18 protein-coding genes and 1 riboswitch are annotated in these 19546 nt (G+C 33.6%); of the genes, 4 read left to right on the plus strand and 14 right to left on the minus strand.

All coding sequences use genetic code 11. The annotated features are described in order from the left end of the window. Nucleotides 1-50 precede the first annotated feature (50 nt). The 8 genes from CLOLE_RS16040 to CLOLE_RS16075 all read right to left on the minus strand — a co-directional run bounded on the left by CLOLE_RS16040 (nucleotide 51) and on the right by CLOLE_RS16075 (nucleotide 8004). Nucleotides 51-839 (minus strand): ABC transporter ATP-binding protein, encoded by a 789-nt coding sequence (locus CLOLE_RS16040; protein ID WP_013658182.1) that lies wholly within the window; start codon nucleotides 837-839, stop codon nucleotides 51-53. A gap of 30 nt (nucleotides 840-869) precedes the next feature. After that, nucleotides 870-1871 (minus strand): FecCD family ABC transporter permease, encoded by a 1002-nt coding sequence (locus tag CLOLE_RS16045; protein WP_013658183.1) that lies wholly within the window; start codon nucleotides 1869-1871, stop codon nucleotides 870-872. A 2-nt stretch (nucleotides 1872-1873) separates the two neighbouring features. After that, the gene (locus CLOLE_RS16050; protein ID WP_013658184.1) at nucleotides 1874-2854 is read right to left on the minus strand and encodes a FecCD family ABC transporter permease; all 981 of its coding nucleotides are present in this window, start codon (nucleotides 2852-2854) and stop codon (nucleotides 1874-1876) included. Further along, nucleotides 2847-3809 (minus strand): ABC transporter substrate-binding protein, encoded by a 963-nt coding sequence (locus CLOLE_RS16055; protein ID WP_013658185.1) that lies wholly within the window; start codon nucleotides 3807-3809, stop codon nucleotides 2847-2849. The genes CLOLE_RS16050 and CLOLE_RS16055 overlap by 8 nt, the downstream gene beginning before the upstream one ends. Before the next feature lie 299 nt (nucleotides 3810-4108). Beyond that, nucleotides 4109-4909: an HAD family hydrolase gene (locus CLOLE_RS16060; protein ID WP_013658186.1), complete on the minus strand. Its 801-nt coding sequence runs from the start codon at nucleotides 4907-4909 to the stop codon at nucleotides 4109-4111. Nucleotides 4910-5281: 372 nt separating this feature from the next. Continuing rightward, complete coding sequence (locus CLOLE_RS24070; protein ID WP_041713062.1) at nucleotides 5282-5617, minus strand: rubredoxin-like domain-containing protein; 336 nt, start codon at nucleotides 5615-5617, stop codon at nucleotides 5282-5284. Nucleotides 5618-6020: 403 nt separating this feature from the next. Then, nucleotides 6021-6596 carry a xanthine phosphoribosyltransferase gene (locus CLOLE_RS16070; protein WP_013658188.1) on the minus strand — a complete coding sequence of 192 codons (576 nt, stop codon included), beginning with the start codon at nucleotides 6594-6596 and terminating at the stop codon, nucleotides 6021-6023. Nucleotides 6597-6666: 70 nt separating this feature from the next. Next, nucleotides 6667-8004 (minus strand): uracil-xanthine permease family protein, encoded by a 1338-nt coding sequence (locus CLOLE_RS16075; RefSeq protein ID WP_013658189.1) that lies wholly within the window; start codon nucleotides 8002-8004, stop codon nucleotides 6667-6669. Nucleotides 8005-8062: 58 nt separating this feature from the next. Further along, nucleotides 8063-8164: riboswitch (purine riboswitch) on the minus strand. A 261-nt stretch (nucleotides 8165-8425) separates the two neighbouring features. Here CLOLE_RS16075 and CLOLE_RS16080 point away from each other — a divergent pair. Then, nucleotides 8426-9781, plus strand: coding sequence for an NCS2 family permease (locus CLOLE_RS16080; RefSeq protein WP_013658190.1), 1356 nt, complete (start codon nucleotides 8426-8428; stop codon nucleotides 9779-9781). Between the two features lie 79 nt (nucleotides 9782-9860). On the opposite strand, the gene CLOLE_RS16085 is transcribed toward CLOLE_RS16080, so the two are convergent. The 4 genes from CLOLE_RS16085 to CLOLE_RS16100 form a co-directional block, all read right to left on the minus strand. Next, nucleotides 9861-11021 carry an iron-containing alcohol dehydrogenase gene (locus tag CLOLE_RS16085; protein ID WP_013658191.1) on the minus strand — a complete coding sequence of 387 codons (1161 nt, stop codon included), beginning with the start codon at nucleotides 11019-11021 and terminating at the stop codon, nucleotides 9861-9863. 156 nt (nucleotides 11022-11177) lie between these two features. Beyond that, nucleotides 11178-12293: a hypothetical protein gene (locus CLOLE_RS16090; RefSeq protein ID WP_013658192.1), complete on the minus strand. Its 1116-nt coding sequence runs from the start codon at nucleotides 12291-12293 to the stop codon at nucleotides 11178-11180. A gap of 36 nt (nucleotides 12294-12329) precedes the next feature. Continuing rightward, nucleotides 12330-13067 (minus strand): LytR/AlgR family response regulator transcription factor, encoded by a 738-nt coding sequence (locus CLOLE_RS16095; RefSeq protein WP_013658193.1) that lies wholly within the window; start codon nucleotides 13065-13067, stop codon nucleotides 12330-12332. After that, the gene (locus CLOLE_RS16100; protein ID WP_013658194.1) at nucleotides 13045-14937 is read right to left on the minus strand and encodes a sensor histidine kinase; all 1893 of its coding nucleotides are present in this window, start codon (nucleotides 14935-14937) and stop codon (nucleotides 13045-13047) included. The genes CLOLE_RS16095 and CLOLE_RS16100 overlap by 23 nt, the downstream gene beginning before the upstream one ends. A 226-nt stretch (nucleotides 14938-15163) precedes the next feature. On the opposite strand from CLOLE_RS16100, the gene CLOLE_RS16105 reads away from it, so the two are divergent. Then, the gene (locus CLOLE_RS16105; protein ID WP_013658195.1) at nucleotides 15164-15508 is read left to right on the plus strand and encodes a thiol-activated cytolysin C-terminal domain-containing protein; all 345 of its coding nucleotides are present in this window, start codon (nucleotides 15164-15166) and stop codon (nucleotides 15506-15508) included. Between the two features lie 205 nt (nucleotides 15509-15713). Here the strand turns inward: CLOLE_RS16105 and CLOLE_RS16110 are convergent, their stop codons facing one another. Then, nucleotides 15714-16604, minus strand: coding sequence for a LysR family transcriptional regulator (locus CLOLE_RS16110; protein ID WP_013658196.1), 891 nt, complete (start codon nucleotides 16602-16604; stop codon nucleotides 15714-15716). A 115-nt stretch (nucleotides 16605-16719) separates the two neighbouring features. Here CLOLE_RS16110 and CLOLE_RS16115 point away from each other — a divergent pair, with 115 nt between their 5' ends. Together CLOLE_RS16115 and CLOLE_RS16120 are read left to right on the plus strand one after the other, a co-directional pair. Further along, nucleotides 16720-17910 (plus strand): coenzyme F420-0:L-glutamate ligase, encoded by a 1191-nt coding sequence (locus tag CLOLE_RS16115; protein WP_013658197.1) that lies wholly within the window; start codon nucleotides 16720-16722, stop codon nucleotides 17908-17910. A gap of 284 nt (nucleotides 17911-18194) precedes the next feature. Next, a complete protein-coding gene (locus CLOLE_RS16120) occupies nucleotides 18195-18488 on the plus strand; it encodes a hypothetical protein (RefSeq protein WP_162145087.1) in 294 nt (97 codons plus the stop codon). 117 nt (nucleotides 18489-18605) lie between these two features. Here the strand turns inward: CLOLE_RS16120 and CLOLE_RS16125 are convergent, their stop codons facing one another. Beyond that, nucleotides 18606-19439, minus strand: a complete 834-nt coding sequence (locus CLOLE_RS16125; RefSeq protein WP_013658199.1) for a hypothetical protein — start codon at nucleotides 19437-19439, stop codon at nucleotides 18606-18608. Nucleotides 19440-19546: the final 107 nt, after the last annotated feature.

Consider the following 19546-nt stretch of genomic DNA (forward strand, 5'->3'; position numbering starts at 1 on the left):
CCCTCTCATAAACCCAATCATTTTCTTAATCCCCTTGGGTTAAATATGCCTTAGCGCTTTGCTAAATTAAAATCTACACAGATTGGGTATTGTTTTGCTGCATCTAATTGGAGTGTTGCCTCAATGCCATACAGCTCAAATAAATTCTCTTTGGTAATCACTTCAAGTGGTTTGCCTTCAAATACGATTTGCCCCTCTTTGACGCCAATAATATAATCCGCAAACTTTGTGGCATTATTTAATTCGTGTAATACCATAACAATTGTTCTATTTTGCTGCTTATTTAAGGTTTGTAGTAGCTCTAGTATTTCTAACTGATGCGCCATATCTAAGTATGTGGTTGGTTCATCTAATACTAGAATTTCTGTTTCTTGTGCGAGTGCCATGGCAATCCAAGCACGTTGCCTTTGTCCACCTGACAAGCTATCTACTGAGCGATTGGCAAACTCTAAAACACCTGTAACTTCCATTGCCCAATTGACTTTCTCAACATCTTCTTGTTTCATTCCCCCCATAGCATTTTGATAAGGAAATCTTCCATAAGATACTAATTCTTTTACTAAAAGGCCGGAAGGAACTATCGGACTTTGAGGAAGCACTGCCATCTTTTTAGCAATTTCTTTTGGTGCTTGTTTTTGAATATTGATACCATTTAATTTGATTTCTCCCTTTTTAGGTGAAATAATACGTGCAATGGTTTTTAATAGCGTAGATTTACCACAACCATTAGCACCAATAATCATAGTGATTTTCCCCATAGGAATTTTAAGATTCATATTTGCAATAATTAACTTGTGCTCATAAGCCACTTGTAACTTGCTTACTTCAATTGCTTCCATTTGTTCCTCCTAGCTTTTTAATTAAAAAGTTTACTCACGCATCATTAAATAAACAAAATAAGGTACGCCTACAATTGCAATAGTAATACCTGCTGGTATTTCAATTGGTGAGAATATATTTCTTGAAAAAGTATCTGCAATCAAAATGATTATGCAGCTTATCATTGCAGCAAGTGGTATTTGTCTTCTATGAACAGGACCTACTATTTTTTTAGCAATATGAGGGCCTAGTAATCCAAGAAATGTAATATTCCCTGCAACAGCAGTAGCAATAGCTGCTAGCGCTACACCATAAAACATTAAGATTCTTCGCTCTTTTTCTACTTTAACCCCTAATCCAGTAGCAATTTCATCTCCTAGATCAAGTACATCTAGCGTCTTAGCTTTCCAAAAGACTAAGCCTAAAAATATAATAGCTAATGGGGCTATGACATAAAAAAACTTCCAACTGCTTCCCCAGAGACTTCCACTAATCCAGGTTAGCACTTGATTATAATCACCTTTTGACATATTTAATTGATATAAAGTAATAATCGCATTAATGCCTGCATTAACGCCAATACCCACTAAAATGAGCCTAGTTGGTGAGATGCCTCTTTTATAGCTTAAACGATAAATAATCATTGCGCTCAAAAGAGCTCCTATAATAGCTACAAAAGGCATTAGAAATAATGATAAATCTCCAATTTGACTATAATAATTCGTTCCACCATAGTTAATGAGTAGCACCACTGCAAGACCTGCTCCTGCATTGATTCCAATAATTCCAGGCTCTGCTAGTTCATTTCTCGTTACTCCCTGAAGCACGCAGCCTGATGTTGATAAACAGAGGGCTACTACTAGTGCCACAAAAATACGTGGTAATCTAATATCCCAAATAGTCATGCTTTGAAGTTTATTACCATTTCCAATAAGGGTCTGAAGTATATTCGGAAAACTTATGGTATAACTTCCCCAACTCATTGCTATCAAAATGGCTACCAGCAAAAGAAGACTAGTCATGATACTAGCGATCAAAATACGTTTTTTCATTCTTAGCTCTCCTTCCTAACCATCCAAATAAATAGTGGCACTCCTACTAAAGAGGTAAATAATCCTACTGGTGTTTCATAAGGTTGATTTACTAGCCTTGCCAGTATATCTGACCAAATGACAACAGTAGCACCTAGTAAGAATGATAGTGGCATCAGCTTGCGGTAATCTTGTCCAATTAGTTTTCTTAAAATATGAGGTACGATTAAACCAACAAAAGAAATGTTTCCTGCCACAGCAACACATACGGCGCACATAGGAATTATTAATAATAAGGTATACATACGTATTCTCGTTGGATTTTGCCCAAGTCCAATACAAACATCTTCACCTAGGTTTACAATATTAATCTTAGGTGCTAAAAGTAGTGCAAGAATGGCTGTTATTCCGCCAACACTCACTAATAGCTTAACACTCTCCCAAGTAACTGCTCTAAACCCACCTGAAATCCAAAATGCGAGGTTTTGTGATTTATTAGTTAGTAGTGCAATAATCGTTGCCATTGATATAAAAAACGTACTTAACGCAGTTCCTGCCAATAATAATCTAGAAATATTCATATTACGGGCACTTTTCATACTAAATGCTAATACTAATAGGCCACTGATCATCGCACCAATAAATGCAGCAGTCGTATTGCCTAATAAGCCATAAATCATAGGACTTGCACCTAAAATGGCAATTGCAAGTGTAGCACCTTGGGTAATCCCCATTAAAGAAGGCTCTGCTACTGGATTACGTGTCACCCCTTGCATCATAGCGCCTGACATACCAAGTATACCGCCTACAAAGGCGGTACTAATGACTCTTGGTATTCTGACATCTCGAACTAATTGCATCTCTAGTACATCTTGGTAGTTAAAAAGACTTTCCCATACCACTTGTAAGGGAATGCTTTTTGCTCCTGCACATATAGCAATAGCTAGCCCTACTATTGCTATTGCACTACAACCTACTGTTAAAAGAAAAACTTTCTTATTCATTGATGCTTGCTAATAAAGCTTCAACTTCTTCTACAAATGCTAATCTACCAATAGGGCTATATCCTTGATTAAAATATGGACTTGCAGGTAATGATACAACATGATTATTTTTTACTGCTTTTGTACCATTCCAGATTGAACTATTTGTTAAAGAAACCATATCTTCATCTGTTGCAATAGCAAAAATATAATCTGCATCAATCTCTGCTAACCCTTCAAAGCTTACTACAGGCAAACTAATATTTTCTTGCTGTGGCATTCCTTCTGGTTTAGCAAATCCCATATCATCATATAAAATGGTTCCAAGCCCTGCACCATCGAAAATAAATAAGCTACCGCCACTTGCTAAGAAAGATAAGTATGAACTATCTTCACCATAAGTTTCTTTAATCTTAGCACCAACTGCTTCTGCTTTTTCTAAGTAACTATCAATCCATGCTGTTGCTTCTGCTTCTTTTCCCATGACTTTAGCTACATGCATGAAATCTTCTTTCCAATCCATTTGTTTCATTTCAATCATAATAGTTGGAGCAATTTTTGATAACTGCTCATACATCTTTTCTTGAACTGTTGAAATAATAATGAGATCTGGTTCTAATGCAATAATAGCTTCTACGTCCATTTCAGCTAACATGCTATAACCTAGAATTTCTGCTTCTCCTAATACATCTTCTAGATAAGATGGGAATTTTGTATAATCATAACCATCACTATTAGCTGTTCCTATTACCTGGTATCCTAAAATAGATAGAATATCACTGGCTCCACTAATATCTACAATGCGCTGAGGATTAGCAGGAATCTCTACTTCACCTTTTACATCTGTCACAACCTTTGTTTCTATTTGATTATTAGTCGTATCTGGCACTTCTGATGACTGATTATTGTTAGTACATCCTACAAGACCTAGTGCCAGTACTAATACGCTTATTATTAATGCTATACTTTTTTTCATCTGTCTTCTCCTTCTTATTTGCTTATACTCAATCGCATTCATGTTAAGTCTTTCTAAAGTTTACTATAAATTCCTTTCAAACGATAGATGTAATATTATCCAATCTTGATTTTCATTCTCAATTGGCTTTTGTGTAATTTTTATCTTGATTTATTAAAGTTTCTTCTTATAGTAGTATCGTATTTTTGTAGCTCCTATGCTTCTTTTTAAAAATTCATTGATAAACAGTATGAAGTCTCATCAAAAAGACAGCTCTAGTGCAGTTATTCATAACCTATACCAGAGCTGTCCTAAAATACTCATCTATTATCATTAATATATTTTCTAATTCCTACTGCTACGCCATCGTTATGCACTGTATCAGTGACTACATTGGCATATTGTTTTACTTCATCAGAAGCATTTCCCATGGCTATGCCGCAACCAACAATATCTAGCATTTCTATATCATTTCTTCCATCTCCAAAAGCATAGGTGTTTTCTATAGGAATATTCAAATACTGTGTTGCTTTTATTATACCTGCTGCTTTTGTATTTTTCTTAAAATAAACTTCTAGATGAATATCATCTATACTTTGAAAATAACCATACTCTGAATGCTGACTAATAAATGCCACACACTGATTTAAAACTTCCTCATTAGGGCACATAATCTCGATTTTATACACATTAAGCTGCTCATGATCATAATCACATTTAAAGCATTCCTTTCCTATCCCTACACTCTCATAAAACTGAGAAAACGCTTTATGGCTTGCTTTCATATAAGCATGCTTATCATCTTCTAATACATATTGAATGCCTTTATCTTCAAGTACAGGTACAAATTGATTGATAAAATCGCTACCCATAGGTGTACTACCAATCGTTTCATTATTAATCATAACCTGTGCACCATTGTTTAAGATAAAGCCATCAAAACCAAATTCTAACAAGGATTTATTGATAAATGCATAAGGTCTTCCTGTTGCAACGAAAACATAGGCTCCCTTTTCTTGTAGCATACGAATTTCTTTTTCAACTTGCGGTGAAATTTCTGTAAGACCACCTAAAGCATCTATTAAAGTACCATCTATATCTAAAAATATTGCTTTCTTCATTTTGTCCCTCATTTCTATTAGCATCTCTCCTATATGTCTTTTATTTTCTTTACCTCTACAGAACATCCCGATGCTTTTTTCTAAAAATATAAGTGAGCCTATTCAAATGATTAAACCCTTATCTTTTACATCTTCTGTTAACTGTGAATACCAGACTTAGATGTAAAGTAGCCGCTGTATGGCTTTAAGTAGATTTATTTTGAACCTGTTCTTTGTTTTTGCATATGGTAGCCCTTAAACGTTTAAAAATAAGAATAAATCTAAAAAGCTATAAAATCACTTTTTGGATTTTATAGCTTTTGGGGTTTATTCTTTTATGGCTTATCAATATACCTTAACTCATATAGCATAAGTTCTATGTAAGTCTAATGCTTACCATTTACCTTTAGACATATGTCCTGCAAGTTCCGCTTTACATCTTTGTTTTATAACCCAAGCTTCATTCTTTGCTTTTTCAAAAGCAGCTACACACATTGGATCAAGTTTGATTTCTATACCTTCTTTTGAAAGCTCAGCAATCTTTTCTGCTAATAAAATAATTTCTGCATGAATGCTGTTAGTTCTGTCAGAAGCATAAATTTTTTCAGCATCTTCGCTGCTAAGTTCAACAAATTTTTCTTTTCCTTGATTACATTTTGGGCAAATTTCTGGAGCTTCATCTCCTTCAGCTACGTATCCACAAATCGTACATTTAAATAGTTTTTTCATCATTAATCTCTCCTTACTTTTGTGTATTTTTTCTATTTATTATACTTATATATTATATCAAATAATATTTATTGTCAAATAATTAATTCTGTCTATTGGAAATAATAACACATTTTTAACATTAATTTTATAAGCTTTTCTTTTTTATTTTTAGAGAATTGAATCAAGCGTAATTCTTAGGTTAAGTTATGCTGCTATTAATCCTTATTTGTGTATGACTTACCTTTCCATTATTTTGTCTATTTTAGGCATGCCTTAGAACAATAGACTATTTTATCGTAACTATACTTTAATAAATCTTACTTTTTCTCTGCATGTAAAAAGCCCCAGATACGTTTTATATCTGAGGCTCACTCTCTTTATCTTTCTATCTATTCTTCCATTACTACTTAACTCTTATTTATTATTTGCGAAAGGTAATACCTTCTTCAACACTCATAGCATCAATAATGGCTAAAGATTCTAACTGAATGCCACTTTCACGAATCAGCTTTCCACCATCCTGAAAGCCTTTTTCAATAGCAATTCCTGCCCCTACCACCGTAGCACCTGCATCTTGTACAAGCTTGGTAAGACCCAGCAATGCTTTTCCATTTGCTAAAAAGTCATCGATTATTAAAACGTGATCTTCTGGTCTTAAAAATTCTTTTGAAACAATAATGTCATATACTTTGCCATGAGTAAAAGATTCTACTTTACTCGTATAAACATCTCCTGCAATATTTTTAGTTTGTGTCTTCTTCGCAAATACGACTGGTACCTTAAAATATCTAGCTGCAATACAAGCGATGGCAATTCCTGAAGCTTCAATAGTAAGAATCTTAGTGATTTTTTTCCCCTCAAATCTTCTTTTGAATTCTTCTCCCATTTGTTCAAAAAGCTCAATATCTAATTGGTGGTTTAAGAAAGCGTCTACTTTCAGTACATTTCCTTCTCTAATTTTACCATCTTTAATAATACGTTCCTTTAGGACTTTCATTGCAATTCCTCTCTTTGCTTAAAGTTTTTAATACGTACACATTGACTTATTAAAATGGATTACCACTTTTTTAGTTATTCTCCATGCTCTTAGGTAATACCAAGTTAAGTACTAGGGCCATAATGAATACAACGGCTACACAGTTTTCTGCTAAAACGTTACGAACGATTTCTGGAAAAATCGCAAAGATTTCTGGCACTTGTGTGAAACCAATACCTACACTTAGTGAAAGTGCTACAATTATCATATTTCTTTGATTATAACCACATTTAGCAAGCATGTGAAGTCCACTTACTACAATTGAGCCAAACATGATTAACGTACAACCACCTAATACTGGTTCAGGTAAAGTAGCTAATAAAGCACCGAAGGCAGGAAATAAACCAGCTAATACCATAATGATAGCTCCCATTAAAATAGTAAAACGGTTAACTACCTTTGTCATAGCTACTAGCCCTACATTTTGGCTAAAAGACGTGATTGGCATACAACCAAATAGTGCTGAAATACTACTAATAAAGCCATCACAAGCAATAGAACCCGAAATTTCTTTTTCTGTAGCTTCACGATTCAAACCTGAAACAGCTAAAGCTGAAGTATCTCCAATTGTTTCTGTTGCTGAAACAAGGAAAATAAGTATAACTGAAATAATCGCATTTAAATTAAATTCTGGTTTAAAAGGTAAGAACTCAGGAAGTGCAATAATGCCACTTGTTGCTACCGCACTAAAATCTACTTTTCCTAAAAAAATAGCAAAAATATAACCTACTATAAGGCCTACTAATACAGATAATTGTTTATAGTGAGCCTTAGCTAAGATATTAAATACTAAACAAGTCACTAAAGTTACTGCTCCTAATAATAGATTTGAAGCTGAACCAAAATCAGGACTGCCATTTCCTCCTCCAAAAGAATAGGCTCCTACGTTTAAAAGTGAAAAACCAATAGCAGTTACAACACTAGCTGCTACTACTGGTGTAATAACTTTTCTCCAGTACTTTGCAAATAAGCCAAGTACGCCTTCTACCAATCCACCAATAAGTACTGCCCCTACTACGGCATTATAGCCATACTCTATTGCAATAAAACACAAAATAGATACAAAGGTAAAACTAATTCCCATAACAATAGGCATTTTTGAACCGATTCTCCAAACAGGATAAAGTTGAATAATAGTACCGATACCTGCTATTAGCATGGCACATTGAATAAGCGCAGCACTTTGCTGGCTAGAAAGACCTGCAGCTCCTGCTACAATGATGATAGGTGTGATATTAGCTACAAACATGGCTAAAACATGTTGAAGCCCGAAAGGAATGGCTTTAGCTACTGGTACTCTTCCATCTAAGTTATAGATGTTAGCCACATTAGCTCCTTGCCCATTTGTAAAACTTCTTATTACATTCATTATTGACGCCTCCATGCTTTCTGTGCATGACCGTATAATGAGTCCCTTGTAGATATGCAAAATATAAGATTCATATCGTAGTCAAATCCTTTAAGGTGATTTGGTAGAAACTGTTGAACCATATCTTCAACTTTATACGATGCTCTGCTTTTTAAAATTATGTTAACTATCATAATATAAAACAATAGCTTTGTCTATCATTTTTTTCTTTCTAATAGAAGTTGTCATTTGTTTTTTACTGAACTTTAAAGGGCTTTCTAGTAAAGCTTCTAACTAACCTCCTACAAATTTAGATATAAAATTTCATTTTACATATTGATAATTTCTCTAATAATTAGTACAATTCATTTATATTTTGTTCTTTATAATTTTTTCATAAAGTCAAAATATTAATCTACATAATATCGAAAGGAAAATAGTTATGGAAAAGTTTTTCAAGCTTAAAGAAAACGGCACTACAGTCGGTACAGAAGTAATTGCTGGTCTTACTACCTTCTTTGCAATGGCTTATATCATCATTGTCAATCCAGGTATTTTAAGCCAAGCTGGTATGGAATGGGGTGCAGTTTTCCTTGCGACCATTATTGCTTCTATCATTGGAACCTTAGTTATGGGCTTAGTAGCTAACGTTCCTTATGCTCAAGCTCCAGGTATGGGTCTTAATGCATTCTTTGTATATACCGTATGCTTCACCTTAGAATTTACTTGGCAACAAGCTTTATCAATGGTATTTATCTGCGGTATCCTCAACATCCTTATTACTGTTACAAAGATTCGTAAATACATCATTAAATCAATTCCACACAGCTTACAAAATGCTATTGGTGGAGGTATTGGTGTATTTATCGCTTACATTGGTCTTCTTAATGTAGGTATTATTAACTTTGAAGCTGGTGTTCCTGCTTTATCAACTTTAAATCAACCTGTCTTCTGGTTATTTATTATTGGTCTTGTATTAATCGTTGTTTTACAAGTACTTCATGTAAAAGGTGCTATCTTAATCGGTATTGTAGCAACTACTATTATTGGTATTCCTATGGGACTTACTACAACTGCTGATACTATCAGCTTTTCAGAGGCTTGCAAAGCTTTACCTAGTACTTTCTTAGCTATTTTCACTGCTGAAGGTCTGGGTTCTTTATTCTCAGATGTCTCTAAAATTCCATTAGTACTTATTACAATCTTCTCATTTAGTTTATCTGATACTTTCGATACAATTGGTACTTTCATTGGTACTGGTCGTCGCACTGGTATCTTTAGTGAAGAGGATGAAAAATCAATGGAAACTAATAGTGGCTTCAAATCTAAAATGGATAAAGCTTTATTTGCTGACGCTACTGCTACTTCTATTGGTGCTCTTTTCGGTACTTCTAACACGACTACTTATGTAGAAAGTGCTGCTGGTATCGGTGCTGGTGGACGTACAGGTCTTACAAGTGTTGTTGTAGCACTTTGCTTTGCTGCTAGTGCCTTCCTTTCAACTTTTGTAAGTGCTGTTCCTTCTGCAGCAACTGCACCTGCTTTAGTTATAGTTGGTATGATGATGCTTTCATCTTTTGCTGAAATTAAATGGGCTGACTTCGATGAAGCTATTCCTGCTTTCTTTGCAGGTCTTTTCATGGCATTAAGCTATAACATTTCTTATGGTATTGGTACTGCCTTTATTTTCTATTGCATCGTTAAAATCTGCAAAAAGAAAGCAAAGGAAATTCATCCAATCCTTGCTGTAGCTGCAGTTCTCTTTATCCTTAACTTTATTCTTTTAGCTCTTATCTAAGACATAAAAGGTTATCAAAGACAAAGCAAAAAGACTATCTAAAGATCTTCTGATCCTTAGATAGTCTTTTTAAATGATTTTATAAACACATGTTTAGAATGCTCATTACATCTTCTTTTGTAAGTGGTACATATGCTTCTCCTAGACCACCAATTCTAACTGCTTTTTCTGCCATGACTTCAAAGTGCTCTTCATTAATACCAATTTCACTAAAGGTCATTGGAATACCACAATTTTTAAAGAATTCTTCAGTTGCATCAATAGCTGCATTAGCATAAGCAAATGGATCTGTCATCTCTGGTAAATGCCATACGTTTTTCGCATAAGCTACAAACTTACCTACTGTCTGCTCATTTAAAATATGTCTCATCCATCTTGGTGTTACAATAGCTAAACCTATGCCATGTGTAATATCATAGAAAGCACTTAATTCATGTTCGATAGGATGACAAGTCCAACTTCCTGGTTTGCCTGCGCCTACTAATCCATTAAGCGCTAAGGTACTTGCCCACATTAAGTTAGCTCTTGCTTCGTAATTTTCTGGTTCTTTTAAAGCAATAGGACAATATTTGATACAAGTTTCAAGTAAGCCCTCTGCTAATTTATTTTGAATAAAAGTATCTTCTTCTTTCTTAAAATAGTTCTCAAAAATATGAGACATAATATCGGCTGTCCCTGCTGCTGTTTGAATAGCAGGTAATGTATACAGATACTCTGGATCTAATATAGAAGCCTGTGGAATCATATTCATTGAACCAGTTCCTAGCTTTTCATTAATAGCCATATTAGAGATAACTGCATTCTTGTTCATTTCTGAGCCTGTGGCTGCTAAGGTTAAAATGGTTACGATAGGAAGAACCTTTGTAATCTTGTTTGGTTCTACCACTAAATCCCAAGCATCGCCATCATAATAGTAACCTGCACCAATAACCTTAGCACAGTCAATAACACTACCTCCACCTGCTGCTAAGATCACATCTATTTGATGCTCTTTACAAAGCCTCACGCCCTCTCTAACCGTTTCAATTCTTGGATTAGGGTCGACACCTGATAACTCTATTATCTTGCATTCTGAAAGAAGTGTTTTCACTTCATCATAAATCCCATTTCTTTTAATACTTCCACCGCCATATACCAATAGTACATTTTTCCCATGTACTTCTATTGCCTCTGGTAAATTTTTAATCATACCTTTACCAAAGTAAATCTTTGTATACGCATTAAAAATAAAATTATCCATATGCTACCTCCTAGTTCTTTCATTTTGTTATGTAGCTTATACTACTCTATCATTTTAGCATCTATTCATTTGCTTTCAAAGTACATTCTCCTTATTCTTACCTCTATGTGCCTTATCTAGCCTCAACTCAATCCATATTACATGTAACTATGCTTTTTATGAATTATAATCCAATCCCCCTATACACTTTAAGTTCTCAGTATGACTTAACAAATCACCAGGTGCAATAAAATATTCTCCCATTTCTATAATCTTGTTTATAGTACGAAGCACTTTGACTTTGTCAGTAGCAATTTCCACTTCATTCTCTAGTGCTTCCTCACTGTTTTCTCCTACTATTATCCCTTCTTGAATAGCGCCAATTCTCTCCCCATATACTTCATTTAACAAGTGGCAAAACTGATAAATCGTAATGACTAGGTCTTCTGTTAATTCAACGTTCTGATTGCTGCTACAACTTACTGCTTTAACCTCTTTTATTTCATGATAAAGCATTTCATACAGTACTTCTTTTTCTTCTATCCGTTCTTGTTCCACCTGTAAAGTGTGATTTACACCAGCTACTAATTGCTTTTCTAACTGATCATAATGATTATCTATATAAGTTGCTACTGCTTTTAAAAGATTTTCTTTTCCTTCATCTTTTAATACAATCTTAAATTCTTTAGCTGCTTCTTTCCCAGCTTCTATTATTTCTTCTTTTGACTTTCCTGCTGCTTCGGCTGCAATAGTTGCTTCTAGTGCTGCTTCTTTACTAGCTTGCAAATAGCAATGATAAGCAAATTGTGAGCAGTGCATAGGAAAATTTGCCTTGCCACTTTTTTGATTTAAAAAGGCAATCAAAGCGCCCATGGCTAACTTAACAATTTTTGTAATAATGCCTTTTGCTTTTAAAGAATAGGTTAAGTCTTTAATCACTAAATAGATAGCTACACAAGGTAGTGCACTCATAGGATAAGCTAATTCTACCTGTGCATAACGATCTGCTATATCTACAACTTTAACTAGACTTTTTGCTGTAGTATCCATGCGCATAATATAAGTGGTTCTAACTTTCCTGCTTTCCGAGTTCCTGATGTCCACTACTTGCGTATGAGGCATATTTTCTTCTACTATATATCCGTTAGTATAATAACTAATAGAAGTATGACTCACTGGTGAGTTAGTAATCAGCGCTATTAACGAAGACTCCCAATCTGTTTCAATGGCTGAAAATAATAAAATATCACCTGGTCTTAATTGCTCCATTTTTACACTTTGTTCTACCTGCATTTCTTTCTCCTCCTTTTTCTTTAAAACCCCTTATTCTTACTGATTAAAGAAAAGCTTCATTTCCTTTACCTTATTACGGCTTATAGGAATAACGTCCTTGATTTCTTTAAAGTACATGTCATAGGTATAATTAATACGCGGCTTAAAACGGTCAACCTTGGATAAATTAGCTAGATAACATTTATGTGTTCTAAAGAAAGCTCGTTTATTCAGCTTTTCTTCATAAAAATTCAAAGTCTTATTACCCTTATAAATTTTATCTTTTGTATGAATAAACAAACTACCTTGTAAGGTCTCTATGTAGAAAATCTCTTGATAATTAATAAGAATAATATTTTCCTCATCATATCCACAAATCATTTCTAAGTCATAATGGTATTCATCACTTAACTGATTAAGGGACTGATTTACCTCTCCCGTATACTTTTTAAGCCTATCTAGTGATAATTCTAGTCTTTCTTTAGTATATGGCTTTAAAATGTAATCTATGGCACTTAGTTCAAAAGCTTTTACAGCAAATTCATTATACGCTGTTACAAAACAAACCTTAATATCTGAATAAAGTCCTGTTATTTGTTCAGCAATATAGATGCCACTTATATTAGGCATATCAATATCTAAAAAAAGTACATCACAAGGATTTTTTAATAAATAGGCTAAAGCCTTACAAGCATCGTTAAATACAGCCTCGATTTCTATCTCTTGATATACTTGTAACTGATATACTAAATAGTCTGTTGCATTGATCTCATCATCTACAATAACCACTTTCATCTTGCACCTCCAATGGTAGATTAAATGCTACCTCTGTTCCTTCTTCTAATCTACTATTTATAATTAACTGTGTATGATAGCACTTAGATAGTCGATAATTTACATTTTTGAGTCCAATACCCGCATCTAGCTCTTCTCCTCGTATCACTTGTATCATACGGTCTTGACTCATCCCCTTCCCATTATCTTTGATTTTAAAATGAATTTCTTTATCTTTTTTTTCTATTGTAATGTGAATATGCATTAATGTAGATTTAAAACCATGCTTAATAGCATTTTCTACTAATGGCTGTATAATCAAGGGTAAAACAGATGTTTGTAGTAACATCTCATCTACTTCTATGGTCAATTCTAATAAACCATTTAATCTATTTTTTTCTAGATTCACATAGGCTTCCACTAGTTCTAACTCTTCTTTCAAGGAATAAAAAACGGCTTTTCTATAATCAAATTTGTACTTTACTCTTAAAAATTGACAAAAACTATACAATAATTTTTTTGCTTGTTCAGCATTAATATGTATTAAGTAATAGACGTTGTTTAATATATTAAAAAAGAAATGTGGTGAAATTTGTGCCTGTAAAAAAGCAATCTCCATATCTTTTGCATGCTTAGACTGAACAAATGCTTCATCAACTGTACTAGCTAATACATAAGATTGACAGATTAAAAAAATAAGCACTCCTAATATATAGAAATTATTATTAAAGATGGGCTCTTTAAAATAAAACTGACTATTTAAAATCTCAATGATACATCCTAAGTACATCATACAAGAACCTATTAGTAGTGTATAAGCGTACTTTCTTTTGACTATAATAGCTTTTATAATTAAGATTAAGTAACATATAAAATTAATCAGCAAGACTGACATATATACAGGTCTACTATATACAACGGTTAAATTAGAGGTTATTAGGATAAGCCCTACATAAATGAGATTTATAGCTCTTATGATTCTATAAAATTGTTTGTGGTATAGGTTCGGATACATATTCCAGATAAATTGCTGCATCGCTATAACTTGTACCATATAAGCTAAATATTCTATCTTTATTGCCATACCTAATGGTAGCTTTGGAAATATGTAAAATAGGATTCCTCCATCAATAATGGTACCTAATAACATAGATGCCATACAAAACATACCTAAATAGGTGTAATTATATCGGTTATGCATTGACTGATTTAATAAAGTTAGATAAAACCCTATACCAATAAACATTCCTATGAAGAGAGCACTTTTAATCACATTTAACGTTTCATAATCATATAAAGTACTTTGTGTGGATAGCAAAATACTCCTCATCATCCCACCATTAGTACAGTGATAGTTAGAAACCTGAATAATCAACTCGACTTCTTTTCCTTCACTAAAAAATGGAATCAGTCTATTTTTCCAGCTTGCCCTCTCTTCTTCTTTTGAAACCCCTACCTTACCATTTTCACAAGCTTCCTCACCATTAATAAATACACGATAGGCACTAGATACAAATTGCAGTTTTAAACAATACTGATCTTGCTTAGGTAGTTTCAACTTTAATCTATAGGTTAGAAACGTCTGTTTTTTAATGGTTTCATTTTTTATTTCTGTTTTTCCCCAACTACCAGGAACTTGTATATAATCATCAGCTCTAAAATCCTCATTCTTTAATAGGTCAGGATAAATCTCCCATTCTCCATCTAGCTTCACAACCTTTTCTGAAAAATTCTCATACACTAAATCCATATACCCCCTAGTAGCTTCTCTTTTCTCAACAGTTATCCCAGTATAAGATAAACAAATTATCATTACTGTTAATAGTGTTATAATGACTAACAAGAAAAATAACTTACTACTATTTCTATGTTTTTCAGAAAATCTTTTCATTAGTTAATAAAGCCTACTTTCCATTTTTTAAATAGTATATATTAAAACAAATGATTTTTTTGTCGAAAATAGTCTTCTCATCCTTACCTGTCATTAATTTTCACCACTCATGTCAATAATTCTTTCCTACAGCCCCTATTTTTTCTCCTTAAGGAAAATCCACCTATTATCTTCCTTTTTCTATTATGCTAACTATATCAAATCAATCTTAAAGGAGTTGAAAATAATGAATCAAACAGAACAACAAAATTTACAAACTGTAGGGCTTCTAATGAATAATCAAAAAGGTGCGACTATCATTGTTAGAAACACTGGGGGTTATGTTGCTAAATTTACTGTAAGCTACAAGCTTAATGGTCAAGAAATCTCGACTACTACAGATGGTTTTACAGCTGGTGTTAATAAGCATATTGATGTCCCCGTAGGTGCAACTGATATTCATCTTGTTGTATTAGAAGCTTGGTTTATTGCTTCTTGGTCTACTATCTTCTCACAAACCTTTGCCGAACCCGTTGATAAAAAATATGTTGTTAGTGGTACCACTTTAAACCCTTCTTGGCACGAAGAATAATTCATATGTGTTTAATCAAGTGAAATAAGTTACTTATATTTATAACTTCAAAAAGCCAATCTATAAAAGTCTTACGTCTTTTTAGATTGGCTTTTTGAACTTCCTTTTCTATTTTCTTTTAATATTTCTTTGACGAGTACATAAATATAATATCCTGCTTTATTTCAGCTATACCTATATCGATTTACGAAATAAATATCTCTTTCTATTTTATAGGAAGTTGTAAACCTTCTATAAAAGTCATTGCTACCGAAGATATCGGTACACTTTTCAGATAGCAAGCGCCTATATACCTAGATGGAATTTCCTCTTGTAATTTTAAATGATATAATTCTTTCTTCTCTAGGTATTCTTCTGAAAACTCCTTAATCACGCATGAAATGCCTAATTCAATCTTGGCGAATTCTAGAAGTAAATCGTGAGCACCTAATTCAATATCCGGTCGCATTTTTACGCCTTTCTTAAGCATAAACTGCTCTACATATCTTCTAGAAACAGAATTCTGATCTAATACAATGAGTGGCAAGTCACTTAATTCTTCAAAGCTAAGTGGCACTTTAGAACGCTGCTTATAGCTCTTACCACCCACAAAAATATCATGTACTTCCATGCAATTTCTCACTTCAATCTGGCTATCGTCAATAGGCAAGTTACATATGGCTAGGTCAATGGTTCCTGCCTTGATTTTATTACATAGCTTGGTTGTTGTACGATTAATGATTTTAAGTTTTATAGAAGGATATTTCTTATGAAAACTTTCTAAATAAGGTAAAAGATAATATCTAGATATGGTATCTCCTACGCCAATCTGCAATTCACCAGTTAAAAGATTTTGAGTTTCTAATAGCTTCTTCTCCCCTGCCTCTATTAACTTAATGGCCGAACTGGCATATTCATAAAGCAACTCTCCCTCTCTGGTTAATATTACCCCCTTAGCCGTTCTAGTAAAAACTCTAGCCTTTAGCTGCTCCTCTAATTGCATAATAGCTTGACTTACTGCTGGTTGCGTAATATACAAATTCTTGGAGGCCTTAGAGAAACTTTGACACTTAGCTACTTCTATAAATATCTTATATAAACCTAATGGTACTGACATATAACTTCTCCTTATATCTTTTATCATTACTATTTATTTTACTTATATCATGGTTATGGTGTATAGTACAAGAGATGAGTTTTTTAAAAATACAGACTTAAGGAGAAATTTTGAAATGGAAAGAATGGTAGGAACTGTTGTTAGAGGGCTTCGTGCACCCATTATTCGTGAAGGTGACAATATTGCAGACATCGTCGTAAATAGTGTGTTAGCAGCTTCTGAAGCTGAAGGTTTTAGTATTGAAGATCAAGATATCGTAACCGTTACAGAAGCAGTTGTGGCTCGTGCTCAAGGAAACTATGCTTCTGTTGATGCCATTGCAAAGGATGTTGCTAACAAATTTGGTGATCATACAATTGGGGTCATCTTCCCTATTCTTAGTCGTAATCGTTTTGCCATTTGTCTTCGTGGTATTGCAAAGGGCGCTAAAAAGGTTGTTCTTATGCTCAGCTATCCTTCTGATGAAGTAGGCAATCACCTTGTAGACCTAGATCTTTTAGATGAAAAAGGAATCAATCCTTGGACAGATGTATTAACAGAAAAAGAATTCCGTGACTTATTTGGTTATAACAAACATACATTTACAGGTGTTGATTACATAGATTACTATAAAAGCTTAGTAGAATCTTGTGGTGCCGAATGTGAAGTTATTTTCTCTAATCAACCAAAAACCATTTTAGATTATACTAAGCATGTGCTTACCTGTGATATCCATACAAGAGTTCGTACTAAACGTATTTTAAAAGCTAATGGAGCAGAAACGATTTATGGCTTAGATGATATTCTATGTACATCTATGGACGGAAGTGGCTATAACGAAGCTTATGGTCTTCTTGGTTCTAATAAAGCTACAGAAGAAACTGTAAAGCTTTTCCCCCGTGACTGCCAAAGTGTAGTAGACCGTATACAAACTATGCTTAAAGAAAAAACTGGTAAAATAGTAGAAGTTATGATTTATGGCGATGGGGCTTTCAAAGATCCTGTAGGTAAGATATGGGAATTAGCAGATCCAGTTGTTTCTCCTGCTTATACAAAAGGACTTGATGGTCAGCCTAATGAAGTTAAGCTTAAATACTTAGCTGATAATGACTTCGCTAATTTAAGCGGTGATGCCCTTAAAGAAGCTATTTCTGATTATATTCGTAATAAAGAAGCTAATCTTGTAGGCAGCATGGCAGCTCAAGGTACTACTCCTAGAAGATTAACAGACCTTATCGGTTCACTTTCAGACTTAACTAGTGGAAGTGGTGATAAAGGTACTCCTATCATCTTCATTCAAGGTTACTTCGATAACTATACAAAATAATAAATTACCCTCTAGAATGCTACCTCATTATTCTAGGGGGTATTATATACAAAAGATATAGCCTCATTATCCATTATATTTAACTATAGCTAAATGTCCGTCTCAACATTATATAACATTCTTATCTTTATTATAGTCTTACCTAGAGTTCTTGAATAAATACATACTTTTTAGTCATCTCCATCATCTAAGAAAGGGTATTTATCAATTATACATCTAATATTTTTTAACTTATTGCATAAACATATATTAAGCAGCTTTATAAGTACGGTGATATTATGAAAATGGAAAATGTAAAAACAAGCTTTTATACCATGGACGACTGTATTCCCTGTACTCACTATATTAATTTTACTGGTAAGATACTCGTTATTAAGCCAGATTGTCTAGCTCCTGGAAGTCAACAGCCTGCTTATCAGCTTTTTAAATGTTCTTTTGAAGGTAATTATCCTTCATCCAGGAAAAATACAAGATTGATAGGCACTTATGCTATTGATCATTGTCCAGAAAATGCTCTTCATCGTAGCAATATTCTAGGCATTCTTAAGCCTGAATTGGTAGCAGAACTTGAAATATAAAGCATCTAAATAAGTCGGAGAACTATCTATTACTAGTTATCCGACTTATTTATTTTTAATTCTACTAAAGTATCTATAAGTCTAATCTTATCAAACACTTTCTACCTACTATCATTACTAAAATTGTATTTCCAACTCATCTCTTAAGTAACCTTTTTCTAGTAAAAAGGTTACTAATACTAAGACTCCTACATCTAATAGTCCCCTTATAAGCATAACACCTAAAGTCCCTTCTATTACTAGTACTATAAACCCATTAAACCATAGCCAGTTTAATCCTATTGCTACTCCCATTAGATGAATGGCTTTATTTTTATACTGCTGAAAAATAGGTAATAATAAAACATAACTAACCCCAAAGGTTATACCCATGACCACATTCCAAAAAACACAAGGCCACTTACATGCTTCATAAGCACTATCCACTATTCCTATTTCATAACCTACAATACGTTCTAAAAAGAAGGCTTGTGCAATCACGATCACTGTTACTGTTTTCTTTTCTAGGGGTAGTAAACATTTTTTATTATTTTCTTTCCGCTCCAATAATAAGCTTAGTAATACACAAAGTATGAGTACTGGTAAGAAATCTCCTAATCCTATTAAAAATTGGTGCTTTACAAATTCCAGGGTAAAAGAAGTTAGATCTGGAGTAATTTCCAGCATTCCTACTTGATATAAAAGTCCAAAAGCAAGACCAAAACGCACACCAATCTGCCATTTATTTAAGCTTGCTTCTTTTCCATAACGAAAAATACTCATACTACAGTGGCAATAAAGCACAAGAAAATATAAGCAAGCCACTACTGGAAAACCAAATTCCTTTACTAATAGACTATTTAGTTCTGCCAAGTTCAAATCTGCTGGTAAAATAGCATGACTTATAATAGCTAGTATAACACTTAACAAAATGATGCCAAAAATAAGTGCTCCCCTTCGTACCTTCTTCATTACCTCATCCCCTTTTGTAATAAATTGTTGTTGCTTATTCTAACTAAATTGAAATTTGTCCTGCATTTATGATGATAATCCGCCTCTCTCAATTACGCTCAAATAAC

This window comes from Cellulosilyticum lentocellum DSM 5427 (assembly GCF_000178835.2).
Classification (GTDB): Bacteria; Bacillota; Clostridia; order Lachnospirales; family Cellulosilyticaceae; genus Cellulosilyticum; species Cellulosilyticum lentocellum.